This window comes from Streptomyces sp. NBC_01750 (assembly GCF_035918095.1).
Lineage (GTDB): Bacteria > Actinomycetota > Actinomycetes > Streptomycetales > Streptomycetaceae > Streptomyces.
On sequence record NZ_CP109137.1, the window covers coordinates 2,856,090 to 2,882,252 of the forward strand.

Genomic DNA, 26,163 nt, shown 5'->3' on the forward strand with positions numbered 1-26,163 from the left:
GCGGTGGCGCCGTGACAATTCAGCACCCCCTACACGTGGAGAAAGAATTCCTGTGAGCTCGACCAATCGCACCGTGGTCGTCACCGGTATCGGCGCAACCACACCGTTGGGTGGCGACAGCGCATCGACCTGGGAAGGTCTGCTTGCCGGGCGTTCCGGTATCAAAGCCCTCGAGGGCGAACGCTTCGCCGACCTCCCGGTCCGTATCGCCGCGCTCGCCGCGGTCGACCCGGGCGAGGTTCTGCCGCGCCCGCTGGCCCGGAAGCTCGACCGCTCGGCGCAGTTCGCGCTGATCGCGGCCCGCGAGGCCTGGGCCGACGCCGGCTACACGGCTCCGGCCGGTGAGGACGACAAAGTCCAGCCCGAGCGGCTGGGTACGGTCATCGCCTCCGGCATCGGTGGCGTAACGACTCTGCTCGACCAGTACGACGTGCTCAAGGAGAAGGGCGTACGCCGCGTCTCCCCGCACACCGTCCCCATGCTCATGCCGAACGGCCCCTCCGCCAACGTCGGCCTGGAGGTGAACGCCCAGGCGGGCGTGCACACCCCGGTCTCCGCCTGTGCGTCGGGCGCCGAGGCGATCGGCTACGCCGTCGAGATGATCCGTACCGGCCGCGCCGATGTGGTCGTCGCCGGCGGCACGGAGGCGGCAATCCACCCGCTGCCCATCGCGGCGTTCGCCAACATGATGGCGATGTCCAAGCACAACGACGAGCCCGAGAAGGCTTCTCGCCCCTACGACAAGGGCCGTGACGGCTTTGTCCTCGGCGAGGGCGCGGGTGTCGTCATCCTGGAGTCGGCCGAGCACGCCGCGAAGCGCGGCGCGAAGGTCTACTGCGAGGTGCTGGGCCAGGGTCTGTCCGCGGACAGCCACCACATCGCCCAGCCCGAGCCGACCGGCCGCGGCATCGCCACCGCGATGCAGAACCTGCTGGACGCCACGGACCTCAAGCCGTCCGAGGTCGCGCACCTCAACGCGCATGCCACGTCGACGCCGCAGGGAGACATCGCCGAGATCAAGGCCCTGCGCAAGGTGCTGGGCGACGAGCTCGACCATGTCGCGGTCTCCGCCACGAAGTCGATGACCGGCCATCTGCTGGGTGGCGCGGGCGGCATCGAGACCGTCGCCACTGTCCTCGCGCTGTACCACCGCACGGCTCCGCCGACCATCAACATCGACGACCTCGACGAGGCGGTGGACGCGGACATCGTGCGTGGCGAGCCCCGCAAGCTTCCCGAGGGCACGATCGCCGCGATCAACAACTCGTTCGGCTTCGGCGGCCACAACGTGGTCCTGGCCTTCCGCACCGTCTGAGTCCGCGTACCGTCTCCGCACTCCTGGTGCGTACGGGAAAGGGCCCCCACCGCGTGGTGGGGGCCCTTTCCCGTACGCCCGTCAGACGACCTGGTGCAGCCAGCGGACCGGCGCGCCCTCGCCCGCGTATCTGAACGGCTCCAGCTCGTCGTCCCACGGCTTGCCGAGCAGCTTGGCGATCTCCGCCTCGAGTTCCGTCTCGCCCTGCGCCGAGCGGGCCAGCGCGGCGCGCAGCCGGTCCTCGGGGATCAGGATGTCGCCGTGTATCCCGGTGACGGCGTGAAAGATGCCGAGGTCGGGCGTGGCGCTGTAGCGCTCGCCCTCGGCCGTGGAGCATGGCTCAGCGGTCACTTCGAAGCGCACCATCTGCCAGCCGCGCAGCGCGGAGGCGAGTTTGGAGGCTGTGCCCACCTCGGCACGCCAGGAGAACTCGGATCTCCAGGTGCCGGGCGATGCGGGCTGCCGGATCCAGTCGAGCTGGACCCGCGCACCAAGAACACCCGCGACCGCCCATTCGACGTGCGGGCACAGCGCGCGCGGTGCGGAGTGAACGTACAGAACGCCGCGTGTCGTCACCGGGACCTCCAGTGTGGGACGAGAATCGCCTTCCCAGCGGCCTCAGTAAACAGCATCGGCAGTCAAACTCCACAAAAGGGACAGTATGTGACGTGATGTAATTTACCGGAGCCGACGGGCACGATGCCTCTGGGTCGACGGGGAAAAAGCTACCGTGAGTAGGTGGCCAAGGGGTGACGTAGTGTCGGTCCAGGGGCCCGTACGCACCAAGCTTTCACCCGACAAGACGTCAGGGGCCCGGTGATACGGAGGGAAACCGGGGATGCGGAAGACCAGCCGGACACGCCGCTCGCGCGGCGCCGCGGCAGTCCTGACGGCAGCCGCACTCCTGACGACCGGCGCGCTGGCCGGATGTGACTCCTCGTCGGATGCCAGAGGAAACGGCGCGCCCGCCAAACGGCGGCCGTCCCCCAGCCCCACCCCGGTCTGGGACCGCAGCCCCGATTCGATTGCCGCCGTCGGTGACTCCATCACCCGTGGTTTCGACGCCTGTGTGGTCTTCTCGGACTGCCCGGAGGTGTCCTGGGCGACCGGCACGGACGCCAAGGTACGCAGCCTGGCGCTGCGGCTGATCGGCGAGCCCGCGGCGGTCGCGCAGCGGAGCTGGAACTTCGCGCGCTCCGGGGCCGACGCCGGTGACCTGCCCGAGCAGATGGCGCAGGCGGCGGCGAAGAAACCCGAGCTGGTGACGGTGATGGTCGGCGCCAATGACGCCTGCCGGGACTCGGCGGAGAAGATGACGTCGGTGGACGAGTTCCGGGCGTCGTTCAAGGCGTCGATGGCACGGTTACGGCGTACGGCACCCAAGACGCAGGTGTACGTGTCGAGCGTGCCGGACCTGAAGCGGCTGTGGTCGACCGGGCGCGGCAACCCGCTGGGCCGGCAGATCTGGAAGCTGGGAATCTGCTCCTCGATGCTCGGCGACTCGGACGACGTGAGCCCGAAGGCCCAGCAGCGGCGGGCGATGGTGCATGAGCGGGTCGTGGCGTACAACGAGGTACTGAAGCAGGTCTGCGCGAAGGATCTGCGCTGCCGCTACGACGGCGGGGCGGTCTTCGACTACCGGTTCAGCGGCGAGCAGTTGAGCCGCTGGGACTGGTTCCACCCCAGCAGGAACGGACAGGAGCGGCTCGCGGAGATCGCGTACCGCAATGTCACCGCCGCGAAACCGCCGCGGCCCTGAACCTGGGGCACGGGCCGCTTCGCCGGCCATCCGTCCGGCGTGGCGGCTCAGCGGGGGCACGGCTGGGAAGCGGACCGGCGCGATGTCGTTTCCGGATTGGCGGCGGCCACGGCCCGTACGAGATCGTCCTGGCGGCCGGGCGGCTCAGGTCCTTGCGGTCGACGCACTCCGACGCGGCGGGTGTTCGCGACCACGACCACCGCGGTGCCGGCGGCACGGGCGGCACGGGCGGCCTGGACGGCCTCGGCGATCAGCTGGTCGGCGTCGCACTGCGGGCCGAGGTGGTCCGGGCAGAACAGGACGGCGGAGGGTGGCGTGTCCGACACCTTGTTGACGCGATCACCTTGTTGACGCGATCACCTTGTTGACGCGATCACCTTGTTGACGCGATCACCTTGTTGACGCGCGGGTGAGGACCTCGACCTCCTCACCCTCGGTAACGAGGACGCGGCAGCGTTAGCGCGGTGCTCCGCAGAACGCCTCGAACGGTCGGCGTGGTTCACCGCCCCCTGGACGGCGCCCCACCGGATCTCGCCGTCGGCAGAGAGGCGGAAGCGTGACCGAGGACCACCCGGCAAGGACTTCGCGGACTGCCGGCCCGCGGTGATGGACGGGCTGCGGTACCCGTGGCCGCTCGGGCCGGACGGGGTCGACATGCCTGAGGTGTTCGGGGACTTGCTGAGGCTGCTGTGGCCGAAGTGACGCGCTAGCCACGGTCACGGCCGGAAGGCGATACTTCCGCCACCCGACGGAAGGATTCCCGTGTCCCGAATACGCGTCCGCCTGCACGTCGTTGGCGTCGCCTTCGTCACCCTCACCCTCGCCGGCTCACCGCTCGCCTCCGCCCGGCCCGCTCCCGCGCGGCCGGCTCCGGCACAGCCGGCTCCCGCGCAGCCGGCCACCGTCGAGGAAGCACGGCTCGACTCGGCCGTACCCCAGGAGATCCTGCGGCGCAGCGGATTCGACGCCGTGGCACCGGAGTTCACCCGTGCGCTGGCGGATGTGAGGTCGTACCGGCAGGCGGAGCGGGCCGTGGTACGGCAGGGATCACGGCTGTGGGACCGCGCAGTGGACCGGGCGCAGGGACGCGGCCCCGCGCGCGGCGATCTGAGCCGCGACGACGACCGCCCGCTGTACTGGGCGCGGCTGGGGATGACGCGTGAACTGCGGCAGTGGCAGCCGGAGTTCGGACTCCCGGACGCACAGCGGGCGAAGCTGCTGGACCGTCTGGAACGCTCCTCGCGCGGCCAGGACTCGATGAACCTCCCGGCGGGCAAGGGCTTCAAGCGCATCGTGATGACGGGCTTCGACCCGTTCACGCTGGACCGCGACATCCGGATCAGCAATCCGTCCGGCGCGACCGCGCTGGCGCTGGACGGGACGTGGATACGGACGGGCGAGGGATTCGCCCGGATCGAGACGGCCGTCTTCCCGGTCCGCTGGCAGGACTTCGCGGACGGCACGGTCGAACGGACGCTGCGCCCGCAACTCCCGAAGGCGGATCTGTTCACCACCGTGAGCCAGGGCAGGGTGGGCCGCTTCGACATCGAGCGGACCAACGGCGCGTGGCGGGGCGGGTCCCTGGACAACGAGAACCTCTCGCGCCTGGAGACGGTGCCGGTCGGCGACCCGGTGTCGCAGCCGCAGTGGACGACGACCACGCTTCCGCACGCGGCGATCGTGGCGGCCGGCACCGGGCACTTCCCGGTGTTCGACAATACGTCGGTGACGGAGATACCGGCGGGCGGGACGGCACCGGTCGTACGCCCCGACGGCCCGACGCCGGGCTCGACGGCGCGCGCCGGTGGCGGCGGCAACTATCTCTCGAACGAGATCGCGTACCGGGCGACGCTGCTGCGGGACCGGCTGGGGCTCACCATCCCGGGCGGTCATGTGCACACGCCGGTGCTGCAGTTCGGGTCGGGCAACACGACGGAGATCACGGACCCGGAGTTCGTGCAGAACAGACTGGACATCATTGCGCAGGTCCGGTCGATCATCCGCGTGACGGCGGAGACGACGGGCTGACGGGTCCGGTGCGTCGAGGGCGGCAGCCTCGCACCGCCCTCGATGCACCGGCGAGGCGGGCCCCGGATCCGAGCGCGGTGCCCGCCGCCGCGTAGGCGATGCGCCGCCGGGCAGCCCGGCACCGGCGCCTGCGGACTCCCTCCGACGGGAGCCGTCCCCACGGGCGGCGGCTTCGCGCCACGCCACGGCAGGGCCGGCCGACCGGGGCGGCAGCGCCAACGGCGTGGTCCGCGGCCGTCGTTGAGATGGGGCCGCCGACCAGCTCACCGGCCGCACGATCGTTGTCGAGCCCCAATCCCGCCATGTACCGTTCAAGCGCGCGTTGCCCAGCTGTCCGCCGGGCGCTGTTCTACGCGCGCAGAATCAGCGCCCGCACCGCCTCTCCCCCACCCCTCATGGAGGTACGCCGGATGCTCGGATCCAGAAACCCCAGAAGATACAGACGTGCATTCACCAGCGCCCTGGCCGTGTTCGCCGCCCTGATCGCCGGAACCGCTGTCCAGGCTGCCACCGCCCCCACGGCGGCCGCCGCCACCCCGCACCGGATCCTCTTCGACAACAGCAAGGCCGAGACCGCCGGCAACGCCGACTGGATCATCGGCACCAGTCAGCCCGACCCGCTGGCGCAGGATGCGACGCCCTCCGCCGAGACCGACTGGACCGGCGCCCTCTCCGCCTGGGGTGTCGCGCTGCAGAAGACCGGCGACTACTCGCTGAAGACACTGCCTTCGGGCAACACCATCACCTACGGCACGAGCGCCGCGCTGGACCTGCAGAACTTCGACACCTTCGTACTGCCCGAGCCGAACGTCCTGCTCAGCGCCGCCGAGAAGACCGCGGTCATGAGGTTCGTGCAGAACGGCGGCGGGCTCTTCCTGGTCTCCGACCACACCGGCGCCGACCGCAACAACGACGGCTACGACGCGGTCGAGGTCATCAACGACCTGATGAGCAACAACAGCGTCGACAGCACCGATCCGTTCGGCTTCTCCGTCGACACACTGTCGGTCTCCACCGACAACCCGAGGGCCATCACCGACTCCACCAACCCGGTGCTCAACGGCTCCTTCGGCAAGGTCACCGGCAGCATCATCCGCAGCGGTACGACCGTCACGCTCAAGCCGGCCGACAACCCCGCCGTCAAGGGCCTGGTCTACCGGACCGGCTACTCCGGCAACACCGGCGCCTTCTTCGCCACCAGCACCTTCGGCAGCGGCCGGGTCGCGGTCTGGGGCGACAGTTCACCCATCGACGACGGCACCGGCCAGTCCGGCAACACCCTCTACGACGGCTGGAACGACACCGCGGGCACCAACGCCGCCCTCGCCCTCAACGCCACCGAGTGGCTCTCCGGCGGCACCGGCGGTGGTGGTGGCGGAGGCGGCACCTGCACCGCCGCCCAGCTGATTGCCAACCCCGGCTTCGAGTCCGGCAGTACGTCCTGGTCGGCCAGCAGCGGTGTCATCACCACCGACAGCGGTGAGGCCGCCCGTACCGGCTCGTACAAGGCCTGGCTGAGCGGCTACGGCTCCGCCCACACCGACACCCTCTCCCAGTCGGTGGCCGTCCCGTCCGGCTGCTCGGCCGCCACGTTCAGCTTCTATCTGCACATCGACACGGCCGAGACCACCACGAGCACGTCCTACGACACTCTCAAGGTCCAGGTCCTGAACAGCGGCGGCTCGGTGCTGGCCACGCTCGCGACGTACTCCAACCTCAATGCCGCGAGCGGCTACGCCCAGCGCAGCTTCAATCTGGGCGCGTACGCCGGGCAGACCGTCACCCTCAAGTTCACCGGCACGGAAGGCTCTCAGCTGCAGACGTCGTTCGTCATCGATGACACGGCGCTCAATGTGAGCTGACCTGCGCGCGCTTCCACCGGGAGGCGCTGTTCGAGGCGCACGGCCGCCGCGGTCGACATGGCCGCGGCGGTCAGCGAGCGAATCCGAGCGTGACGCCCAGGCCGACCAGCACCGAACCGATCGAACGGTTGAGTACCTTCTGCCACCTCAGCATGCCCGTGCGCAGCCGGGAGTGGGAGAAGAACAGCGCGACGAGACCGAACCAGCCGAGATGGGCGAAGGACATGAACAGCCCGTAGCCCGCCTGCTGCCACACCGGCGTCCCGGGGCCCACCACCTGGGTGAACGTGGAGACCACGAAGAGAGTCGTCTTCGGGTTGAGCGCGTTGGTGAGGAATCCGGTGCGCAGCGCGCCCAGCCGGGTCAGTTCGGGCTTCGACACCAGGTCGACGGCGAGGTCGGCGCGGGCGAGGAAGGTGCGGACACCGATATAGACGAGGTACGCCGCGCCGACCAGCTTGATCGCGGTGAACAGAGCGGTCGACGAAGCGATCAGCAGGCCGACGCCGAGCATCGTGTACGTGACGTGGACGAGCACACCCGCGGCGACACCGGCCGCGGCCAACAGCCCCGTCGTACGGCCGTAGAGACAGCTGTTGCGGACGACCATCGCGAAGTCTGCGCCCGGGCTGATGACGGCGAGGACGGTGATGACGGCGACGGCGATCAGTTCGGTCATGCGCCGATGCTCGCCAGCACCGACCGCACGATCAATCGAATCCGGCTTTCCTCCCGGATGGTGAGACGCCGATGATGGGACGCATGAAGACAGCGGCCGCGCAGTTCACTCCCGTACCTGGCGATATCGATGCGAATGTCCGGTCCATATGCGGTCTGATCCGTGCGGCGGCCGGTCGGGGCGCCCGGCTCGTCGTCTTCCCCGAGCTCGCGCTGACGGGATACGAGCCGGGGCTGATCCGCAAGGATCCCGGGCTCTGGCCGGCCGAGGACGACGAGCGCCTCGAGCCGGTACGGGAGGCATGCCGGGCCGGCTCGGCCGCGGCCGTCGTGGGTGGCCCGGTGCGGACGGAGAGCGGGCGGCCCGGCATCACCTCGCTCGTCATCGGGCCGTGCGGCGAACTGCTCACGCGCTACGACAAGCTGCATCTGCACGGGGTCGAGAACGACATCTTCGCGGCGGGCACCGAGGACGGCCGCTTCACCCTGGACGGCGTCCGGTTCGCGCTGGCGACCTGCTACGACAACCGCTTCCCGGACATCGCCGAGCGGGCGGAGGCCGACGGCTGCCGGGCGTATCTGGCGAGTTCGGTGCTGGACACCGAGAACGACTCGTTCGACCAGGTCTATCCGGTGCGGGCCCGGGAGAACGGCCTGTATGTGGTGCTCGCCAACGTCCTGGGGCACAACGAGGCAGGCGAGTGCCGGGGCGGCAGCGCTGTCTGGGGCCCGGACGGACGGCGCATCGCCGACGCGGGCACCGAGGACCCCGGTCTCGCGCTCGCGGACCTGCCCATCTAGTCCTTGCTGAAGCTGTACGGAGCCGACGCCGGAGCCGACGCCCGTGCGGCGGCGTCGTCCGGCGGCGCCTCCAGGTCCCGCACCATCAGCGTCGCGCCCGCCACCGCGCCCGGCATCAGGAACACCGCCACGAACGGCACGAGGAAGGCCAGGGTCAGCGGCACGCCGAAGCCGAGTGTGAGCAGCCGTCGGCCCCGCAGCAGCGCCAGGCGCTCCTTGAGCTCGACGCCGCGCCGCTGGAGCGCCACCGCCGTGAGCTCCTCCGCGAGGAAGAAGCCCGAAACGCAGAAGCCGATCGCCGGGACGACGGTCTGGCCGACGACCGGGATGAAGCCGAGCGCGAAGAGCAGTACGCCGTACAGCACCACCCGCGCAACGACCCGCAGCGAATCGCGCGCGGAGATCCACAGCTCCCGCCAGAGCGGCAGCCCGGACTCGGGGACGTCGCCGCCCTCGCTGCGGTCGACCTGCTCGGAGAGGGACTCGTAGAAGGGCTGGCCGACCAGCAGCGTCACCGCGGTGAAGGTGATCACCGCGAGGAACAGCCCGAAGGTGAAGACCAGCGCGGTGAGGAAGCCGCGGAACAGGCCCTGCCAGGGAGAGGTCCAGTCGTCGGCGAACGGCGTCGCCCAGGCGGTCAGATCGTCCGCGCCGTAGCCGAGAGAGACGAGCGCGGCCGTGTACAGCACCAGGGTCACCAGGCCGGGCAGCAGCCCGAAGCCGAACCACCGGCCGTGCCCGCCGACCCAGCGCTGGCCCTTCATCAAGTAGCCGAAGCCCACCCCAAGATCATGCATACGCCCACCTTATCGGGGTGCCGGATTCTGCATTCCGGAGAGGACGGCGGAAGGGTCCCATGAGTCCCGTTCTCCACCTGCGAACCACGGCCTGAGCCGTGCTCCGGCCCGGGTGTCTCACGCAAGTGCCTCTTGTTGTTCGGGAGTTGAACCGGTAGACCCCTGCGTACTGATCGTTGTGCCGATCGATTCCCACACTCCGGAGGCACGTAAGCATGGGTCTGCCACGTCCCGTCCTGATCGCCACCGCCGTCCTCGCCGGGGCGGTGCTTCTCGCGCCCGGAGCGGCGACCGCCGCACCCGGTCGCGACGGCCCGCATCCCGTACGCGAAGGGGGCGGACGCGACACCGCAGTCGCGAAGGCTCCGCTCTCGGCCGCCGCCGACGCGCTGGGGACCGCAGCCCCCAAGCTCGCCAAAAGCAGTGCATATCCCCGCAGAACCGTCCTCGATCCGCCGCCCGTGAACCCGGCGGACAAGTCGATCAAACTGGGCCTCGCGCCGTACCACTCGCTCGCACCCCGGCTGAACGCACTGCAGAAGCTGGGCAACCGGGTCAGCGTCGAGGTCGCCGGGCGGTCCGCCGGCGGGCACCAGCTGTATCTCGTCACCGTCACCGCGCCCGAGAGCTCCCACCAGGCCCGCGAGCAGGAGCGGATGCGGGAGCTGATCGAGAACTCGCCATCGGCCGCCGCCAAGGACAAGCGGATCAAGTCCTCGTACAAGACGCCCGTCTTCATCAACAACAACATCCACGGCAATGAGTGGGAGGGCACGGACGCCGCCCTGAAGCTCATCGAGGACCTGGCGAAGGCCAAGGACGGCACGACCACCGAGCTGCTCGCCAAGAACCGGATCTATCTCAATGTGACAGCCAACCCGGACGGCCGGATCGCCGGAACCCGCGCCAACGCCAACGGCTTCGACCTCAACCGGGACTTCATCACCGGCTCCCAGCCCGAGGCACGCGCCATCCGGCAGATCGCCATCGACAAGCAGCCGGCCGTCATGCTCGATCTGCACGGGTATGTCAACGGCACGCTGATCGAGCCGACGACTCCCCCGCACGGCGAGAACTACGAGTACGACCTCTTCCTGAAGAATGCCTACGCGAATGCCCTGGGCATGGAGAAGGCCGTCAACGGGCTCGGCTACACCCCGGCGAAGGACGGCGTCGAGCCCGCCGTCATCCCCTTCCGGGACCAGAAGGAGGGCTGGGACGACTGGCCGCCGATCTTCACCCCGCAGTACATGCCCTTCCAGGGCGCGATCGCCGCGCACACCATCGAGTTCCCGATGGCGGTCAACAACGAGGAGTACGACACCCTCCCGGTCGCCGAGCTTCGCCGCCGTGCCCGGATCAACAAGGACATCGCGGGCGCGGCGATGCGCGCGACCCTCGACTACACACGTACGCACCGCGCTTCGGTGATCGCCGACCAGATCGAGACGTTCCGGCGGGGCGCGGCGGGCGAAGCGCAGCGGCCGGTGTCGGAGGAGACCGTGCCGGGGGTGCCGGGCATCGGTCCCGAGGACGTGTACACCACGGCCTTCCCGCGGGCGTATGTGATTCCGGCGGGACGCAAGCAGAGGTCGGCGACCGCGGCGGCCCGGCTGGTGGACCATCTGGTCGCCAATGACGTACGGGTGGAGCGGGCGGTCCTGCCGTTCCGGCTGGCGGGCCGCGGCTATCCGGCGGGTTCGTACGTCGTCGACATGCGCCAGCCCAAGCGCGGCATCGCCAATGTGATCCTGGCCGAGGGCCGGGACATCAGCGCGGACGTCTCCACGATGTACGACATCTCGGGCTGGAGCCTCGGGCTGTTGTGGGGCGCGAGTGCGGACAAGGTCGCCACCGGTGCGCTCCATGTGGTGGGGCGTCCGGTCCATGCCGCGTCACCGACCGGATATGTCGCCCCGTTCGGGGATCTGCGGCTGCGGCTCGACGACCCGAAGGAGCTCACGGCTCTCAACTCGCTGCTCGAACAGGGCGTGACGGTGCGGCGCGCGGCGGACGGTTCGGCGATCGTGCCCGGCTCGGCCCGTCGTGCGGCGGCCGTACTCGCCGACCGTCACGGGGTCGCCTTCTCGGCCACGAAGGAGAAGGGCACAGCCCGGCTGCACCGGACCAGGGTGGCCGCGGCCGTGACCGCCGGTGAGCTGTTCGCGCTGCGCGAGATGGGCTTCGAGACCCGGCCGGTCTCGACGGGCGCGCTGAACGCGGGCTACGACTGGTCGAAGGCGGATGTCCTGTATGTGTCCAGCGGTCTGCAGTACGGGGAGCTGAACCCGGCCGCCCGCGGCGCGCTGAACGCCTTCCTCGCCCGCGGCGGCGCCGTGGTCGCTCTCGGTGCGGACGGCGCTGCCTTCAACACCGAGGCGGGACTGCTCGCGGCCAAGCCGGTGGCGGGCAACGGGGACGCGAACGGCGTGGTCCGGGTGGTCAACGCGGCCGGCAGCCCGGTCACCGGCGGCGCGCCCGCGCACAGCTTCGTGTACTCGCCGCTCTGGTTCACCGATCTCGGCCCCGGGGTGCGCGTCGATCAGTCGTACGGCTCCGGGAACCCTCTCGTCGCGGGCCACTGGCGGCCGGTGGAAGAGGGTACGGGCGGACCGAAGGACGCGGCCGGCAAGGCGTCGATCGTCAGCGGCACAGCGAAGACGGGCGCACCGGTTGTGCTGTTCGGCACCGAGCCGTTGTTCCGCGACCACCCCAAGGGTGTCTTCGCGCAGATCGGCCGGGCACTGCTGCTGTAGCGGCGGCGAAGCGACCCGGTGATACGGCCGAGGGCCCCACTCCCTGCGGGAGTGAGGCCCTCGGTCTTCAGCTGTGCCGTTGTCAGGCGACGGCGAGCTCGACCTTGATGTTGCCGCGGGTGGCGTTGGAGTACGGGCACACCTGGTGCGCCTTCTCCACCAGCGCCCGGGCGGTGGCCTCGTCGACGTTCGGGATGGAGGCGGTGATCGCGACCTCCAGGCCGAAGCCGCCGGCCTCGTTCTTGCCGATGCCGACCGAGGCGGTCACGGTGGAGCCCGAGATATCGGCCTTCTCCAGGCGGGCGACGACACCGAGCGCGCCCTGGAAGCAGGCGCTGTAGCCGGCCGCGAACAGCTGCTCCGGGTTGGTGCCGGCGCCGCTGCCGCCCATCTCCTTGGGCGGGTTGACGACCACGTCGAGGTTGCCGTCGTGGGAGGCGACACGGCCGTCACGGCCGTTCTCCGCGGTGGCAACGGCGGTGTAGAGGACGTCTATGTTCTGGATGGACATGCGGAAGGTTCCTCCTGAGGTGTCGCCGCGACTCGCGCCCACGGATCGCGGCGGTCTGGCGGTGAGCCTAACGGGTGAGCGAAACGATCATCTTGCCGGTGTTCTCACCACGGAGGAGGCCGAGGAAGGCGTCGAAGCCGTTCTCGATGCCCTGGACAGCCGTCTCGTTGTACTTGAGCTCGCCGGAGGCGATCCAGCCGGCGACCTCCTGGACGAACTGCGGCTGGAGCGCGGCGTGGTCGCCCACGAGGACGCCCTGGAGGCGCAGGCGCTTGCCGATGATCATCGCCATATTGCGCGGGCCGGGGGTCGCCTCGGTGTTGTTGTACTGCGCGATCATGCCGCAGATGGTCGCCCGGCCGTGCACGTTGAGCGAGGAGATCGCAGCCTCGAGGTGGTCGCCGCCGACGTTGTCGAAGTAGACGTCGATACCGTCGGGGGCGGCTTCCTTCAGCTGCTCGCCGACGGGGCCGTTCTTGTAGTTGAAGGCGGCGTCGAAGCCGTACTCCTCGACGAGGAGCTTGACCTTCTCGTCCGAGCCCGCCGAGCCGATGACGCGGGAAGCGCCCTTGAGCTTGGCCATCTGGCCGACCTGGCTGCCGACGGCGCCGGCCGCGCCGGAGACGAAGACCACGTCGCCCTCCTTGAAGGAGGCGACCTCGAAGAGTCCGGCGTAGGCGGTGAGGCCCGTCATGCCGAGCACGCCGAGGTAGGCGGAGAGCGGGGCGAGCGAGGCGTCGACCTTGGTGGCGTGCTTGGCGTTCACCGTGGCGTACTCGCGCCAGCCGAGGCCGTGCAGGACGTGGTCACCGACTGCCAAGCCCTCGGCGTTCGAGGCAATGACCTCGCCGACCGCGCCGCCGTCCATCGGGTGGTCGAGCTTGAACGGCGGGACGTAGGACTTGACGTCGTTCATCCGGCCGCGCATGTACGGGTCGACCGAGAAGTGCAGGTTGCGTACGAGGATCTGCCCCTCGCCCGGCGCGGTCACCGGGGTCTCACGCAGAGCGAAGTCCTCCGCCTTGGGCCAGCCGTGCGGGCGGGCGACGAGGTGCCATTCACGGCCGGATGCGGGAAGTGCGGACATGCTGCGTTCCTCCTAGAAAAAGCTTCACCTTCTGAAAGAACAATGCTCCTGGATATTTCATGTTGTCAAGTAACTGGGTATCCTTGCGCTCATGGCCACTCCACGAACTGATCCCCTGACCGTCGAAGTCGTCGAGCTCATCGGCACCGTCGTGGCCCGCTACTACACGGAGTACGAGCAGGCCGCGGCCGAGCACTCACTCACCGGGGCCCAGGCGCGGGTGCTGGGGCTGCTGACCGTGGAGCCGACGCCGATGCGCCGTATCGCGCAGAAGCTGAAGTGCGAGCCGTCGAACGTCACCGGGATCATCGACCGGCTCGAGGCCAGGGGACTGGTGGAGCGCCGCCCCGATCCGAACGACCGCAGGGTCAAGGTCGCCGCCCCGACCGAGGAAGGCAGGGTCACCGCCCGCCGACTGCGAGAATCGCTGAACTTCGCGCGCGAGCCGCTGGCGGGGCTCTCCGACGAGGAGCGGACGGTGCTGCGGGACCTGCTCAAGCGAATGCTGGGCGAGGAGACTTCCGCGCCCTAGGCGAGGCCCTACAGACACCACCAGAGGAAGCGGTTGCACTGCGTGGGGCTCGGCGTCGGCGTCGGCTCGTCGGAAGGCGGCGTTCCGCCGCCCGGGGCCGAGGGGCTCGGCTGCCCGGAGGACGAGGGCTGCGCACTGCCGGAGGGCTGGGCGGCGGAGGACGAGGGCGACGCCGGGCCGCTCGTGGCCTGCTTTCCGTCACCGCCACTGCCGGAGCCACTGCCGGAGCCACTGCCGCTGCCGGCACCCGTGCCGGGCCCTGTTCCCGTCGGACGTACCGCAGCGGACGCGGAGACGGGCGGCTCCGTCACCGGATCCGGACCCTCGGGGGTCACATCGACGTCCGTGGGCTCGGGTGCGGGCTCCGTCTCGACGCTCGGGTCTTCCTTCACGGCGGTGGCGGCACCGTCGTCGCCCTTGTTCTCGGTGGCCAGCTCCGCCAGACTCAGCGCGCCTGCCGCCAGCACCAGGCCGACCGTGCCGAGCAGCACCTTGCGGCCCCGCCGCTTGCGCGCCCGGCGGGTACCTGCGGATCTGCGGCGCGGCGGAGGCTGTCGGCGCGCACGCCGATGGCCCACCGGCTCGGAGACCTCGTCCAGTTCATAGACGTGTTCCGCCGCGGGTGCGCTGGGGTGGTGACGCCTGAGCTCCTCAACGGGCGTACCGCATCCGGCGCAGGCCAGGGCCCCGTTGAGGTGCCTACGACACTGGTTGCAGTAATCCATGGCGCCCGCAGGCTATGCGGCGCGGGGGTACCAGAGGTGGAGCGCCCTGTGAGGATCTTGTGTGGAATCTTCACTTCCGCGGCGCGTCAGCTCGCTGGGACCGCTCGTGGCTCGCGGTGCCCGACGGGGCAGGATGTCTGGCATGACCACTGCCGCACCTTTCGGGCCGCGCGACTTCCAGCTGGTACTGCTCCGCCGGATGGCCGACCACCAACCGGGGCTCGTCGAGGACGCCCGCCTCGAACTGGGCGCCTCGCTCGCCGAGATGCGTGAGTCCAACCGCCGCTGGCAGGCGATGCTCCGCGCCCCGAGAACCCGCGGTGCGCTCGCCCGCTACCGCTCGGTGCTCGGTGCGCCGGAACAGTCCGCACGGCGAAGGATCGGCGACCTGGAGTGCGACGCACTGCTGTGGCCCGTACCGCTCTGGCCCGATCTGCGCTTCGAGGTGCTGGCCACGGACAGTGGAGCGGTGTGGAACGAGTGGCTGGTACGCGCCCCGGGGGCGCCGGGACCCGAGCTGCGCACGGTGGAGGATCTGAAGCCCTGGTCGTGCACGGTGGACGAGGTGGCCGGAGCCTTCCCCCCGGCGAGGCCGATGGAGGGGTCGGCACCGACCAGATGGAGGCTGGGGTTCACCCTGCCCGGCGGCGAGTCGTGCGTCGCGGAGTTCACCTGGGGTCTGTTGCAGCGGCTGACGGTGGCCTGAGGCCGATCGGCCGAACGAATCTGGCGGGTCGTCAGCTCCGTACCCCCGACCGGCTCACCCAGCGCGCGCACCGCTCGAGGCGATCGCACGATGCGATCAAGTACCGCACTCGGGAGGATCCGCTGTGACCGTCAGCCTTGAGCAGTTGCGCCGTTGCCATGTCGCCGTCGACCTGGGGGCCGCGAGGACTCGGGTGTTCGTGAAGGGGGCCGGGCTCGTCGTCGACGAGCCGAGCGTGGCCGCCGTGAACACGCGCACGGGGGCGCTTATCGCCGTAGGCGCACTCGCCGAAAAGATGACGGGCCGTACGCCCGACTACATCCGCGTCACCCGCCCTGTCTCCGGCGGCACCGTCGTCGACATCGACATGGCCCAGCGGATGCTCCGTCATCTCCTCGGCGAGAAGCTCAGCCGCCAGCTGCGCCGCAAGCCGCGACTGCGCGCCGCCGCCTGCACCCCGCACGACAGCGACCCGCTGGCGCAACGCGCCGCAGTCGAGACCCTGGTCGGCCTCGGTGCCCGCCGGGTCGAGCTGGTCGACACCCTGATCGCCGCGGCCGTCGGCTGCGGGCTGCCCGTGGAGGAGCCCACCGCGACCATGATCATGGTGTGCGGGGCAGCCACCACGCAGGTCGCCGTGCTCTCGCTCGGCGCGATCGTGACCGCCGAGCGAATCCCGGTCGGCGGTAATGCCATCGACCACGCGGTGATCCAGCACCTGCGCCACCAGCACGAACTGATGCTGCCCAGCCAGTCGGTCCGGCCCCTCCAGCTGGCCCTGCACGGCAACGGGCTGAACACTCACGGGCCCTCGTCGACAGAGATCCACGGCCGGGACGTGGCCACCGGCCTCGCCCGCTCGGTGAAGGTCGACACCGCCGCCGTACGGAACGCCATCCACACTCCGCTCACCTCCGTGCTGGACGGCATCGGCAAGGTGCTGCGCGACTGCCCGCCGGACCTGGTCGCCGATCTCGCCGACCGCGGAATCATGATGGTCGGCGGCAGCGCGCTGCTGCCGGGCCTGGACCAGATGCTGCGCGATGCGACCGGGATGCCGGTGGGCATCGCCGAACGGCCCGACATCTGCGCCGTGCTCGGCCTCGGCGCGATGATGGAGGGCAAGATCCAGCCGAGGGTCCTCGATCCACTGGGCGAAGCCGGCTGAGGGCGCGCATGGAGCGTCGGCACCGCCTCGAACTGCGCGCGACCGCAGATCGTCGGCTTCCGCCGCCGGCCCGACCGGTGCGCGATACGCCGCGCCCGGGGTCATCGCCCCCGGGCGCGGCCGGATCACCGGGCTGTCCACCGCCGGGATCAGCCGGCAGGCCCCGCGCTAGCGGGCGGACCTCAGCGCGATCCGGGTGCTGGACTGGGCCACGCCGGCCTCGCGCTTGAGGCGGCGCAGCAGGCCGTCCAGAGCGGGCGGATCGGCGGCGCGGGCTCGCAGGAGATAGTCGTGTTCGCCCGTCACATGGACGACTTCGGTGATGCCCGGGAACTTGAGCACGGCCTTCTCGAAGTCCTCGTTGGTGGTGTCGAGGCGGAGCGTGACATCGATGAAGACGATCAGGCCCGCGCGGGTGTCGGCCGCCGGGTCGACCAGCGTCGTGAAGCCCCGGATCACACCCTCACGGCGCATACGACGGACCCGGTCGGCGGCGGCGTTGGCGCTCAGCCCGACCCGTACCCCCAGATCGCGGTAGGAGATCCGCGCATCCTCCTGCAGGATGCCGAGGATTTCGCTGTCCAGTCGGTCCATACCGCGATTGTCGCAGTTCGGGCCGGAATTCGGCCGCGCGGACCTCAGGCGGGGCCTGAAGGTGTGCGGCATGAGCGAGATGTGGACGACGGCTGTGGCGGGCGCGGCAGCCGGCCTGGGTGTGGCGATGCCCGTGGGGGCGATGGGCGTGCTGCTCGTCCAGGAGGGCATGCGCGACCGCCGGGGCGCCGTGGCCGCGGCTGCCGCTGTGGCGGTCGTCGACCTCGCGTACGCAGCCGTGGCGACCGCGCTCGGTCCACTGGTCGCCTCCGCGCTCTCCGGCGTGGAGGCCTGGGTCAGGCTGGTGTCGGCCGCGGTGCTGGCGGTGATCGCGGTGCGGGGGCTGCTCGCCTCCCGCACCGCCGGGCCCGCCGCGCAGGGCGGAAGCACAGGCGGAGCCGGCCCGGTGCGGACGTTCACACGGTTCGCCGCGCTCACTCTGATCAACCCCACCACCGCGTTGTACTTCGCCGCCCTGACCACCGCTCAGGGCGCGGCTCTCAGCGGCGGTACGGCCGGGCTGATCTTCGTGTGCGGGGTGTTCGTCGCCTCGATGGTGTGGCAGCAGCTGCTGGTGGCGGCGAGCGGCCTCGCGGGCGCGCGGATCTCGGACTCCGCCCGCGCATGGACCTTCCGGATCGGATACGGCCTCGTCGCGGTGTACGCGGTGAAGGTGGCGCTGCCACTGCCTTAGCCGGTCATTTCCCGGGCAGCTGATCCGTACGGGGCTGCCCGGCGCGCCCGGCGATGTCCGCCGCTCGCAGGGGCGGATCGACGCAGAGCGGAACGAGCCCGGTACGCACCGCCAACACCGATACCCACTCACCTTGTTACGCCCGGGTAGCGGGGAGAATGGAGCGGCCCGGCAGCGCGGACGGGCAGTCCCGTGCGGCACCACATGGCGACAGATGGCGACAGATGGCGACAGATGGAGGACGACGAGTGAGTGACCTCTTCCCGGCGCTGGCGGCCGGTTCGGACCGGCGCGCCCTCCGCTTCGGCGAACGTGCGCTGACGTACGGCGAGCTGGCCGGTGCGGCGGGTTCGCTGGCGGGCCGGATCTCCGCCGCCCGGCGGGTCGCCGTCTGGGCCACGCCCACGCTGGAGACGGCCGTGGGTGTGGTGGCCGCGCTGCTGGCCGCCGTACCTGTCGTGCCGCTGAACCCGAAGACGGGTGAGCGCGAGCTGGCACATATCGTCGCGGACAGCGTGCCGTCGCTGGTGCTGGCCGGGCCGGACGACGAACTGCCTTCGGCGCTGGGCGGGTTGGAACGCATCGACATCGCGGTCGCGGGTACTGCCGGTCCGCTGCCCGCGGAGCCGGACCCCCAGGCGGCCGCTCTGATCGTCTACACCTCTGGGACGACGGGCCCGCCCAAGGGCGCCGTGCTGCCGCGCCGCGCGATCTCCGCGACTCTCGATGCGCTGGAGGACGCCTGGCAGTGGACCGCCGACGACGTCCTCGTGCACGGCCTCCCGCTCTTTCATGTCCACGGTCTGATCCTGGGCATCCTCGGCCCGTTGCGGCGCGGCGGGGAGGTGCGCCACCTGGGGAAGTTCACGGCAGAAGGCGTGGCGCGCGAGCTCGCGGACGGCGGCACCATGCTCTTCGGCGTACCGACGATGTATCACCGACTGGCCGAAGTGCTCGGCACGGAGCCCGAGTTGGTGAAGGCGCTGGCGGGTGCGCGGTTGCTGGTGTCGGGGTCGGCCGCGCTGCCTTTGCACGACCATGAGCGGATCGCGGCGGCGACGGGACGGCGGGTGATCGAGCGTTACGGAATGACCGAGACGCTGATGAACACCTCGGTACGCGCAGACGGCGAGGCACGTCCGGGTACGGTCGGCGTCCCGCTGCGCGGCGTCGAGCTGCGGCTGGTCGACGAAAGCGACGGCATCGGCGAGATCCAGGTGCGCGGACCGAACCTCTTCACGGAGTATCTGAACCGGCCCGACGCGACCGAGGCGGCCTTCGACGGCGACTGGTTCCGTACCGGCGACATGGCCGGCCGCGACCCGGACGGCTATGTACGGATCGTCGGCCGCAAGGCCACCGACCTGATCAAGAGCGGCGGATACAAGATCGGCGCGGGCGAGATCGAGAACGCGCTGCTTGAGCATCCTGGGGTGCGCGAGGCTGCGGTGACCGGTGAGCCGGACCCGGACCTCGGTGAGCGGATCATCGCCTGGGTCGTGCCGGCGGACCCCTTGGCGCCGCCCGCGCCGGAGGAGCTGTCCGCACATGTGGCCGCGCAGCTCGCGCCGCACAAGCGCCCGCGCCAGGTCCGCTTCCTCGATGCGCTGCCCCGCAACGACATGGGCAAGATCATGAAGCGGGCGCTCCATGGGTGAGCGGGCGACCGCCCGCGAGGCGATCGCGCTGGTCTGCGACGACTTCACGGAGGCCGAGCCCGTCGGCCGGCCGTGCGTTCCGGACGGCCCGATCGCCTGGGAGGGCTACGACGCGGCGCGCGCGAGAGCCGCCCAGCGTACGGGCTCGAAGGAGTCCGTCGTGTACGGCGGGGCCACGATCGGCGGCCGCCGATGTGTGGTGGTCTCCTTCGAGTTCGGCTTCATGGGCGGCTCGTTGAGCAAGCGCGCCGGGGACCGCCTGGAGGCGGCGTACGACACGGCGCGCGAACGGGGGCGACCGCTGATCTCGCTGATCTCGACGGGCGGCAGCCGTATGCAGGAGGGCATGATCGCTCTCCACCAACTCCAGCGCGTGGCCCGGGCGTCGGTGCTGCTGCGCGACGCGGGTATCCCGCACATCGCCGTCCTCCGCGACCCGACGACGGGCGGCGGCTGGGCCACACTGGGCGCGGGCGCGGACGTGATCCTGGCCCTGCCGACCGCGCAGGTGGGCTTCGCCGGCTCCCGCGTCCGGCCGCCCGACGCGGACCCGGCGGCGTACACGGCGGAAGGCCAACTGGCCTCGGGCCAGATCGACGCGATCGTGCGCGGCGAGGATCTGCGGGACGTGCTCGCGTACTGGGCGGGAGCGCTGGGCGCGGGGCTCGCGGGAGCGGAGGCCGAGCGCACCTCCGCGGGCGGGCAGGACATCGAGGGCGCCGCCCGGGCAGCGGGCACCCCGGCGGTCGCCGGCCCGTCCCGCGTCGAGCCCGCTCCACCCCCGTACGCCCTCGGCGGGGCTCCCCTCCCCCACACCGGGTGGGACGCCGTCCAGCAGGCCCGCACGCCCGGGCGGCCCCATGCCGAGGCGTATCTCGATCGGTACTTCACGCGCCGCCGCCCCCTCCACGGCGACCGCTGCGGCGGCACCGACCCCGGGCTGCTCTGCGGTGTCGGGCTGCGCGACGGGCGGGCCATCGCATACGTCGCCCAGTGCGGCACCCCGACCAGGCCCGCCGGCTACCGGACCGCCGCCCGTGTCGTGCGGCTCGCCGACCGGGTCGGGATTCCCGTGCTCACGCTCATCGACACCCCGGGCGCGGCCAATGACGCCGAGGCCGAGCGGGCCGGCGCGGGCGCGGCGATCGCCGAGCTGTTCTCGGCGATCGCCGCCGCCCGTACTCCGCTGACCAGCCTTCTCATCGGCGAGGGCGGCTCGGGCGGGGCGCTCGCGCTCGCCGCTCCCGGCAACACCTGGGCCACACCGGACAGTTACTTCTCCGTCATCGCCCCGGAGCTCGCCGCCGCGATCCTCAAGCGCGGGCCCGAACAGGTGGCCCGCACCGCGGACCAGTTGCGGCTGCGGCCACAGGACCTGGTGGAGCTGGGCGTCGTGCGCGGGATCGTCGCCCTGGACCCCGTCAGCCGGAACGCGGCGCCGACGGACGGTCCACCATCCTCAGCAGGCTGAGATGCCCGGCTCCGGGAACGCCGCCGGCTCCTCGCGCGCACCCGGCTCGTCCACCGGCCACCCCGTGACCGCCTGAGAGCCCGTCAGGGCGTCGGGTTGCGGGCGTCGTACCGGACGAAGCCGCGACGGCTCAGCGCGAGCAGGGAGATCGCCAGCACACAGACGATACCGCCGCCCGTCACGGTCACGGCCGGCGAGGTCAGATCGGCGACGCTGCCGGCCAGGAAGTCGCCGAGCCGCGGGCCACCCGCGACGACGACGATGAAGACGCCCTGGAGACGGCCGCGCATCTCGTCCGGGGCGGCCGACTGCATCATCGTGTTGCGGAAGACCATCGAGACGGTGTCCGCGAACCCGGCGAGGGCGAGGAACAGCAGTCCGAGCCAGAGGTTGCGGGTGAGCCCGAAGACGGCGATCGCCGTACCCCAGGCGCCGACGGCGAGCAGAATCGCCAGCCCGTGCCGCCGGATCCTGCCCTGCCACCCGGAGAACACCCCGCCGAGCAGCGCGCCGAGGGCGGGCGCGGCGACCAGCAGTCCGGTGGTGCGTGCGTCACCGCCGTACCAGACCACGGCGACGGCAGGGAAGAGCGCCCGCGGATGGGCCAGGATCATGGCGCAGAAGTCCGAGAAGAACGTCATCCGGAGGTTGGGCCGGGTGGCGAGGAAACGCAGCCCGTCCAGGACGGACGCCCTCTTGGTGCCCGCGAGGCGGTCCGGGCGCATCGAGGGCAGCCGCCACATCGCGTACAGGGACGCGGAGAAGGCGACGGCATCGATGAGATACGCGGCCTGGTACCCGGCGAATCCGACGATGAGCCCGCCGAGCATCGGCCCGAGGAGCGTCCCCGAGGTCATGGTCATCGAGGTGAGCGCGTTGGCGGCGGGCAGCTGCTCGGGCGGCAGCAGCCGGGGGATCATCGCGCTGCGGGCCGGGGAGTTGACGGCCGCGCACATGGCCTGGAGCGCGACGACTGCGTAGAGGAACCAGACGTGGTGGAACCCGGCGAGGGCGGCGGTGGCGAGTCCGGCCGACAGCACGGCGGACCCGCTCGCGGAGAAGAGCCCGAGCTTGCGCCGGTCCACGGTGTCGGCGATCGCACCGCCGTAGAGCCCGAACGCCACGAGCGGTACGAGGGAGCAGAGCCCGACGAGGCCGACGGCGAAGGTGGAGCGGGTGATGTCGTAGACCTGGAGTGAGATCGCGAGAGTGGTCATCCCCTGGCCGACCCAGGAGATCGTGCTGCCGAACCAGAGCCGCCGGTAGTCGGCGGAGCTGCGGAGGGGAGTGAGGTCGGCGAGTATGCGTCGGCGCGGAGGCCGGGCGGTGTCGGTCATATGGAGTGGCTGCGGTGCGCGTGGAGGGCGGTGCGGCTGGCGAGGCTGGTCGTCGGCATGACGGGCAGTATATGGACGCGCCGGGAGTGGACCCCTTACATTTCCGGCCGTCTGTCCGGGGACCGGGGCAGGTGGGACTGGTGGCCAGGCCTCCGCCGCCCGCGCGCCCGCAGTGATGCGGGTACAGCGTCGGCCGCCGCCGCACCCGCGAGATGCGCAGGGTCGGGCGTACGCTGGTGATACCGAGGACATTTCACACACCGGCCGTCGTGCCGGTGTGGTTTTCGGCGCTTCACCACATCGGCGCTTCAACAACGCCCGGCCGGTTCGGCCGGCCCGGGGCAGGGTGGGAAGTGAGGTCATGGACAACCTCGTCACCGTGCTGGCGATCCTCGCGATGATCATCGCGGCCGCGCTCGCGATCCGTCTGCTCAACGGCTACCGGGACGAACGCGTCGCGGCATTCCCCCTCGGCGGCCGCACCAGGACGACCGTCCGGCACCACGCACGCCAGGAGCGCCGGCACACCGCACGCGAGTGGCTCCGGCTCCACCGTCACGCCGGGAAGTGACGGCCGCGGCCCGCGCCACGCCAGTGCGCCACTGGCCGGGGAGCCGGGTCGACGCGCGCCGACACTCATCGGCGAATAGCGTGAAAAGAACGGGAAGTTTCCTCGACCTGGAGGCTGGGAACCATGGCCGCGCTACCGGAAGGCACGCCCTGTTGGGCCGACGCGATGTTCCCCGACGTGGAAGCCGCGAAGGGTTTCTACGGCGAGCTGATGGGCTGGACCTACGACGAGGGCTCGGAAGAGTTCGTCAACTACACGCAGGCGCGCTCGGACGGCAAGCGGGTGGCCGCCGTCGTACCGCAGATGCCCGGCATGGACAGCCCGGCGGCGTGGAACCTCTACTTCGCCACCACGGACGCCGCCGCGACGGCCGCGAAGATCCGTGAGAACGACGGAACGCTGATGATGGAGCCCACGCAGGTCGGCGACTTCGGCACGATGGTGACGGCCCAGGACCCCAGCGGTGTGGTCTTCAGCGTCTGGCAGCCGCTCAGCCACAAGGGCTTCGAGAAGACCGGCGAACCGGGCTCGTTCGCGTGGGCCGAGGTCACCACGCGGGACGCCGCCAAGGCGGACGCTTTCTTCACCACCGTGTTCCCCTTCGAGGTACAGAAGATGAAGCACGAGACCGTCGACTTCCACGTCTGGAACATCGACGGCCGACCGGTGGCGGGCCGGATGAGGATGACCGACGACTTCCTGCCCGACTTCCCGCCGTACGTCAATGTGTACTTCGCCGTGGCGGACTGCGACGCGGCGATCGCCACGGTCGACAAGCTCGGCGGGCGAGTGCACTTCGGCCCGACGGACAGCCCCTTCGGCCGCATGGCGACGGTCGCGGACCAGCAGGGAGCCGTCTTCTCCGTGATCGACCTGCAGACCACCAAGGGCGAGATGCCCGAGGTGTCTTGACCCCGGACACGCACGGAACCGCGGACGACCAGTCGTCATCCGGCGGCGTGACCGGTCTCCTCCCGACCGGCCTCGGTCCGGTCGGCCTCGGTCCGGCCGTGGCCCGGCCCATCGAGGTCGGACCGCGCCGAGTCGGCCCCGTCCGGGAGGCGGAGGCCGACCGGGGCAGCCGGCCACCGCCCAATGGCGGGGTGCAGCCCGAGAGCCTTTCGTGCAGGCCGGTCGACCCGCTTCTCGTCGGACGAACCGTTACTGACCCGCCGGACGCCGGACCGCGGCTGCTCGGCGTCCGGATCCGACGGCACCCGAACCGGCGGCTCTGTCCCGCCCGCGGGCGGCGGGGGTCCCTGGCAGCTCGGGGAGGCGCAGTACTCGCCGGTCTGCGGCGAGGCGTTGACCTCTTTGGTGGACGGTGAGCCCACATCGGCGCTCGGCCGGATCCTGCGGGTGTCGGCGGCAACGTTGTCAGTCACCCATCGCTGCGCCGCGGATCCGTCACGGACCTTGACCACCACGGTCGTTGCCGGATCCGGCGAGATCGGGACGAGTGCCAGTCCGTCGTTCCACCGGGGGATCACATTGCCCTGGATGGTCAGGTCGTAGCGTACGTCCGCGGCGTTCGCGGCCGACGCCGCGGCGCAGACGTCCAGAACGGCCACACCGTCGAGCTCATGGGAATTCAGGCACAGATCCGGGGCGGCGGAGCTGCGCAGCAGCCCGTCGTCCTCGTACACCCACGTCTGCGTCACGGTGCTCGAGCACACCGCCATCACCGCCTCGGCACCCGGCACCGCCCTGCGGTCACGGATGTCGAGGCAGAGACCGGCGTCGGCATTGCGCAGCCTGGTGTTCAGCGGGCCCGCCGGGAGGGCGGCGGACGTGGTCGACGGCTGCGGTGAACGGCCGGACGGCACCTGGGATCCGGATGCGGGAGGCGAGGTGTCGGTGACCGAGCCGCTCGGGACCGACGGTCCCGCGTAGTCGCTGTCGTTCGACCAGAGCGCCGAGACGGCGGTCACGACGAGCGCGCCGGTCACCAGCAGCCCGAGACCGGTGAGGACAACCTTCGGCCGGGCCAGCATCAAGTGCCTGCCGGGGAAGGTCATACGGGGCAGTGCGCGCGGGCGTCCGGCCTTCGAGTGCCGGCCCGTACTGCGGACCGGGCCTTCTCCGCCCTGCGCCTTCGCCTGCGCCCGGGCACCGTTGCGGGCCGGTCGTGATTCCAGGTAGCCGCGGGCGGCCTGGCCGAGCACGGCTTCGGCCAGCAGCACGGCGAGCCGGCCGTCCAGATGGTTGAGCTGTTCGGCGGCGTAGCGGCAGTACTGACACTCCGCCAGATGCTTCTGGATGTCCGGTATCAGGGTGCCGCCGCGGCGCAGTGACACATCGAGGAGGCGGCTGTAGTGGCGGCAGTCCTTGTCCGGCGCGAGTTCGACATGAGCCCGCAGACAGCCCGCACGGAAGAGCTCACGCGCCTGTTCGAGTTGGACCCCGGCAGTGCGCGGGTCAATGGCCAACAAACCCGCCGGTACGGATATCCCCTCCGCCTCGACCTCGGCATGCCAGAGCAGACATTGGACGGGTCCCGGCATTGCGTGGAAAGCGCGGGAGACCAGCTCCCGATTCTCCGGCAGAGTAAACATGTCGACTCTTAGAGTGCGGCCGCCGTCCGGATACTGGAGTTCGGGCAGTGCGACGACATGCCGGTCGTTCGCCCAGCCCTTCGCGATTTGACGAGCAGTCAACAATAGAAGGGGACGGAGAGCCGCTGTCGACCTTGCTTTCCTGAGATTCTCCAGCACCTTGCTGAACGCCGCCGCGGCCAGCATCGAGGCGGCTTTCGCCGAGGGGGTGCAGATCGAGGCATAGTCGACGACCGGTTGCCAGTGCCTCGCCAGCAGCACTGCTACGGGACGGGCCTCGTCCTTCCCGCCGCCGGCCCGCAGCGTGGCCGCGAGCCCTTCGTCGGAGTCCCCGGAGCTGAGGCCGGTGCGGGTGGGAGGGACGGGACCCGGAGTACGGGGATTCTGCATAGAAGTCTTTCCATCCAGGGCATTGCAGTGGGGGGTTGCAGGCCTCTCAATCCCGGTCAACCGCCATCGTTTTCGGGGCAGTTGAAAGGGCATGGCTGATTGGTACATACCTTGCGGAGGAGTCGCGCCGATGTTTTCGCAGTGACTTACCGCGGGTAATTCGAACGG

Annotated in this window: 24 protein-coding genes; 14 read left to right on the forward strand and 10 right to left on the reverse strand. The window is 70.7% G+C overall.

What is annotated here, in order from left to right; genetic code table 11:
- The first annotated feature begins 52 nt into the window (after positions 1–52).
- Positions 53–1,315, forward strand: coding sequence for a beta-ketoacyl-ACP synthase II (fabF, locus tag OG966_RS12900; protein WP_326649723.1), 1,263 nt, complete (start codon positions 53–55; stop codon positions 1,313–1,315).
- A gap of 81 nt (positions 1,316–1,396) precedes the next feature.
- Here fabF and OG966_RS12905 read toward each other — a convergent pair whose 3' ends face one another.
- Positions 1,397–1,891 carry a DUF3145 domain-containing protein gene (locus OG966_RS12905; protein ID WP_326649724.1) on the reverse strand — a complete coding sequence of 165 codons (495 nt, stop codon included), beginning with the start codon at positions 1,889–1,891 and terminating at the stop codon, positions 1,397–1,399.
- Between the two features lie 262 nt (positions 1,892–2,153).
- Between OG966_RS12905 and OG966_RS12910 the strand changes: the two genes are divergently transcribed.
- A complete protein-coding gene (locus OG966_RS12910) occupies positions 2,154–3,074 on the forward strand; it encodes an SGNH/GDSL hydrolase family protein (RefSeq protein WP_326649726.1) in 921 nt (306 codons plus the stop codon).
- A gap of 47 nt (positions 3,075–3,121) precedes the next feature.
- Here the strand turns inward: OG966_RS12910 and OG966_RS12915 are convergent, their stop codons facing one another.
- Entirely contained in the window at positions 3,122–3,400 is a 279-nt protein-coding gene (locus tag OG966_RS12915; RefSeq protein WP_326649727.1) for a hypothetical protein, read from the reverse strand.
- Positions 3,401–3,836: 436 nt separating this feature from the next.
- Here OG966_RS12915 and OG966_RS12920 point away from each other — a divergent pair, with 436 nt between their 5' ends.
- Both OG966_RS12920 and OG966_RS12925 read left to right on the forward strand, forming a co-directional pair.
- Entirely contained in the window at positions 3,837–5,102 is a 1,266-nt protein-coding gene (locus OG966_RS12920) for a pyroglutamyl peptidase (RefSeq protein ID WP_326649728.1), read from the forward strand.
- A gap of 410 nt (positions 5,103–5,512) precedes the next feature.
- Entirely contained in the window at positions 5,513–6,964 is a 1,452-nt protein-coding gene (locus OG966_RS12925) for a hydrolase (RefSeq protein WP_326649729.1), read from the forward strand.
- 70 nt (positions 6,965–7,034) lie between these two features.
- On the opposite strand, the gene OG966_RS12930 is transcribed toward OG966_RS12925, so the two are convergent.
- A complete protein-coding gene (locus OG966_RS12930) occupies positions 7,035–7,643 on the reverse strand; it encodes a LysE family translocator (protein ID WP_326649730.1) in 609 nt (202 codons plus the stop codon).
- Between the two features lie 83 nt (positions 7,644–7,726).
- Between OG966_RS12930 and OG966_RS12935 the strand changes: the two genes are divergently transcribed.
- The gene (locus OG966_RS12935; RefSeq protein WP_326649731.1) at positions 7,727–8,443 is read left to right on the forward strand and encodes a carbon-nitrogen hydrolase family protein; all 717 of its coding nucleotides are present in this window, start codon (positions 7,727–7,729) and stop codon (positions 8,441–8,443) included.
- On the opposite strand, the gene OG966_RS12940 is transcribed toward OG966_RS12935, so the two are convergent.
- Positions 8,440–9,240: an EI24 domain-containing protein gene (locus OG966_RS12940; RefSeq protein ID WP_326649732.1), complete on the reverse strand. Its 801-nt coding sequence runs from the start codon at positions 9,238–9,240 to the stop codon at positions 8,440–8,442. The two genes, OG966_RS12935 and OG966_RS12940, sit on opposite strands and share 4 nt — an antisense overlap.
- Before the next feature lie 215 nt (positions 9,241–9,455).
- Between OG966_RS12940 and OG966_RS12945 the strand changes: the two genes are divergently transcribed.
- Positions 9,456–11,996 carry a M14 family zinc carboxypeptidase gene (locus tag OG966_RS12945; protein ID WP_326649733.1) on the forward strand — a complete coding sequence of 847 codons (2,541 nt, stop codon included), beginning with the start codon at positions 9,456–9,458 and terminating at the stop codon, positions 11,994–11,996.
- Between the two features lie 82 nt (positions 11,997–12,078).
- Here OG966_RS12945 and OG966_RS12950 read toward each other — a convergent pair whose 3' ends face one another.
- A complete protein-coding gene (locus OG966_RS12950; protein WP_326649734.1) occupies positions 12,079–12,507 on the reverse strand; it encodes an organic hydroperoxide resistance protein in 429 nt (142 codons plus the stop codon).
- Positions 12,508–12,574: 67 nt separating this feature from the next.
- Positions 12,575–13,594 carry an NADP-dependent oxidoreductase gene (locus OG966_RS12955; protein WP_326649735.1) on the reverse strand — a complete coding sequence of 340 codons (1,020 nt, stop codon included), beginning with the start codon at positions 13,592–13,594 and terminating at the stop codon, positions 12,575–12,577.
- 91 nt (positions 13,595–13,685) lie between these two features.
- Here OG966_RS12955 and OG966_RS12960 point away from each other — a divergent pair, with 91 nt between their 5' ends.
- A complete protein-coding gene (locus OG966_RS12960; RefSeq protein WP_326649736.1) occupies positions 13,686–14,126 on the forward strand; it encodes a MarR family winged helix-turn-helix transcriptional regulator in 441 nt (146 codons plus the stop codon).
- Between the two features lie 8 nt (positions 14,127–14,134).
- Here OG966_RS12960 and OG966_RS12965 read toward each other — a convergent pair whose 3' ends face one another.
- The gene (locus OG966_RS12965) at positions 14,135–14,851 is read right to left on the reverse strand and encodes an SCO2400 family protein (protein ID WP_326649737.1); all 717 of its coding nucleotides are present in this window, start codon (positions 14,849–14,851) and stop codon (positions 14,135–14,137) included.
- A 133-nt stretch (positions 14,852–14,984) separates the two neighbouring features.
- On the opposite strand from OG966_RS12965, the gene OG966_RS12970 reads away from it, so the two are divergent.
- Together OG966_RS12970 and OG966_RS12975 are read left to right on the forward strand one after the other, a co-directional pair.
- A complete protein-coding gene (locus OG966_RS12970) occupies positions 14,985–15,557 on the forward strand; it encodes a hypothetical protein (RefSeq protein WP_442806693.1) in 573 nt (190 codons plus the stop codon).
- 124 nt (positions 15,558–15,681) lie between these two features.
- Positions 15,682–16,725, forward strand: a complete 1,044-nt coding sequence (locus OG966_RS12975) for a rod shape-determining protein (protein WP_326649739.1) — start codon at positions 15,682–15,684, stop codon at positions 16,723–16,725.
- 168 nt (positions 16,726–16,893) lie between these two features.
- Here the strand turns inward: OG966_RS12975 and OG966_RS12980 are convergent, their stop codons facing one another.
- Entirely contained in the window at positions 16,894–17,319 is a 426-nt protein-coding gene (locus OG966_RS12980) for an Lrp/AsnC family transcriptional regulator (protein ID WP_326649740.1), read from the reverse strand.
- Positions 17,320–17,389: 70 nt separating this feature from the next.
- Between OG966_RS12980 and OG966_RS12985 the strand changes: the two genes are divergently transcribed.
- From OG966_RS12985 to OG966_RS12995, 3 genes are all read left to right on the forward strand, one after another.
- Positions 17,390–18,013: a LysE family transporter gene (locus OG966_RS12985; protein WP_326649741.1), complete on the forward strand. Its 624-nt coding sequence runs from the start codon at positions 17,390–17,392 to the stop codon at positions 18,011–18,013.
- Positions 18,014–18,261: 248 nt separating this feature from the next.
- Entirely contained in the window at positions 18,262–19,671 is a 1,410-nt protein-coding gene (locus tag OG966_RS12990; RefSeq protein ID WP_326649742.1) for an acyl-CoA synthetase, read from the forward strand.
- Positions 19,664–21,142 (forward strand): carboxyl transferase domain-containing protein, encoded by a 1,479-nt coding sequence (locus OG966_RS12995; RefSeq protein WP_326649743.1) that lies wholly within the window; start codon positions 19,664–19,666, stop codon positions 21,140–21,142. Before OG966_RS12990 ends, OG966_RS12995 begins: the two co-directional genes overlap by 8 nt.
- Positions 21,143–21,225: 83 nt before the next feature.
- Here the strand turns inward: OG966_RS12995 and OG966_RS13000 are convergent, their stop codons facing one another.
- Positions 21,226–22,479: an MFS transporter gene (locus OG966_RS13000; protein ID WP_326649744.1), complete on the reverse strand. Its 1,254-nt coding sequence runs from the start codon at positions 22,477–22,479 to the stop codon at positions 21,226–21,228.
- A gap of 361 nt (positions 22,480–22,840) precedes the next feature.
- Between OG966_RS13000 and OG966_RS13005 the strand changes: the two genes are divergently transcribed.
- Together OG966_RS13005 and OG966_RS13010 are read left to right on the forward strand one after the other, a co-directional pair.
- On the forward strand, positions 22,841–23,050 hold the full coding sequence (locus tag OG966_RS13005) for a hypothetical protein (RefSeq protein ID WP_326649745.1): 210 nt from the start codon (positions 22,841–22,843) through the stop codon (positions 23,048–23,050).
- Positions 23,051–23,173: 123 nt separating this feature from the next.
- Positions 23,174–23,962, forward strand: a complete 789-nt coding sequence (locus OG966_RS13010) for a VOC family protein (RefSeq protein WP_326649746.1) — start codon at positions 23,174–23,176, stop codon at positions 23,960–23,962.
- A 35-nt stretch (positions 23,963–23,997) separates the two neighbouring features.
- Here the strand turns inward: OG966_RS13010 and OG966_RS13015 are convergent, their stop codons facing one another.
- Positions 23,998–25,995, reverse strand: a complete 1,998-nt coding sequence (locus OG966_RS13015) for an RICIN domain-containing protein (protein ID WP_326649747.1) — start codon at positions 25,993–25,995, stop codon at positions 23,998–24,000.
- Positions 25,996–26,163 lie beyond the last annotated feature (168 nt).

Bases quoted from the DNA above. Each gene is read 5' to 3' on its own strand.
- OG966_RS12910 (WP_326649726.1), top strand. From the start codon at position 2,154: ATGCGGAAGACCAGCCGGACACGCCGCTCGCGCGGCGCCGCGGCAGTC.
- OG966_RS12925 (WP_326649729.1), top strand. From the start codon at position 5,513: ATGCTCGGATCCAGAAACCCCAGAAGATACAGACGTGCATTCACCAGC.
- OG966_RS12930 (WP_326649730.1), bottom strand. From the start codon at position 7,643: ATGACCGAACTGATCGCCGTCGCCGTCATCACCGTCCTCGCCGTCATC.
- OG966_RS12935 (WP_326649731.1), top strand. From the start codon at position 7,727: ATGAAGACAGCGGCCGCGCAGTTCACTCCCGTACCTGGCGATATCGAT.
- OG966_RS12940 (WP_326649732.1), bottom strand. From the start codon at position 9,240: ATGCATGATCTTGGGGTGGGCTTCGGCTACTTGATGAAGGGCCAGCGC.
- OG966_RS12945 (WP_326649733.1), top strand. From the start codon at position 9,456: ATGGGTCTGCCACGTCCCGTCCTGATCGCCACCGCCGTCCTCGCCGGG.
- OG966_RS12950 (WP_326649734.1), bottom strand. From the start codon at position 12,507: ATGTCCATCCAGAACATAGACGTCCTCTACACCGCCGTTGCCACCGCG.
- OG966_RS12955 (WP_326649735.1), bottom strand. From the start codon at position 13,594: ATGTCCGCACTTCCCGCATCCGGCCGTGAATGGCACCTCGTCGCCCGC.
- OG966_RS12960 (WP_326649736.1), top strand. From the start codon at position 13,686: ATGGCCACTCCACGAACTGATCCCCTGACCGTCGAAGTCGTCGAGCTC.
- OG966_RS12965 (WP_326649737.1), bottom strand. From the start codon at position 14,851: ATGGATTACTGCAACCAGTGTCGTAGGCACCTCAACGGGGCCCTGGCC.
- OG966_RS12970 (WP_442806693.1), top strand. From the start codon at position 14,985: ATGTCTGGCATGACCACTGCCGCACCTTTCGGGCCGCGCGACTTCCAG.
- OG966_RS12980 (WP_326649740.1), bottom strand. From the start codon at position 17,319: ATGGACCGACTGGACAGCGAAATCCTCGGCATCCTGCAGGAGGATGCG.
- OG966_RS12985 (WP_326649741.1), top strand. From the start codon at position 17,390: ATGAGCGAGATGTGGACGACGGCTGTGGCGGGCGCGGCAGCCGGCCTG.
- OG966_RS12995 (WP_326649743.1), top strand. From the start codon at position 19,664: ATGGGTGAGCGGGCGACCGCCCGCGAGGCGATCGCGCTGGTCTGCGAC.
- OG966_RS13000 (WP_326649744.1), bottom strand. From the start codon at position 22,479: ATGACCGACACCGCCCGGCCTCCGCGCCGACGCATACTCGCCGACCTC.
- OG966_RS13005 (WP_326649745.1), top strand. From the start codon at position 22,841: ATGGACAACCTCGTCACCGTGCTGGCGATCCTCGCGATGATCATCGCG.
- OG966_RS13010 (WP_326649746.1), top strand. From the start codon at position 23,174: ATGGCCGCGCTACCGGAAGGCACGCCCTGTTGGGCCGACGCGATGTTC.
- OG966_RS13015 (WP_326649747.1), bottom strand. From the start codon at position 25,995: ATGCAGAATCCCCGTACTCCGGGTCCCGTCCCTCCCACCCGCACCGGC.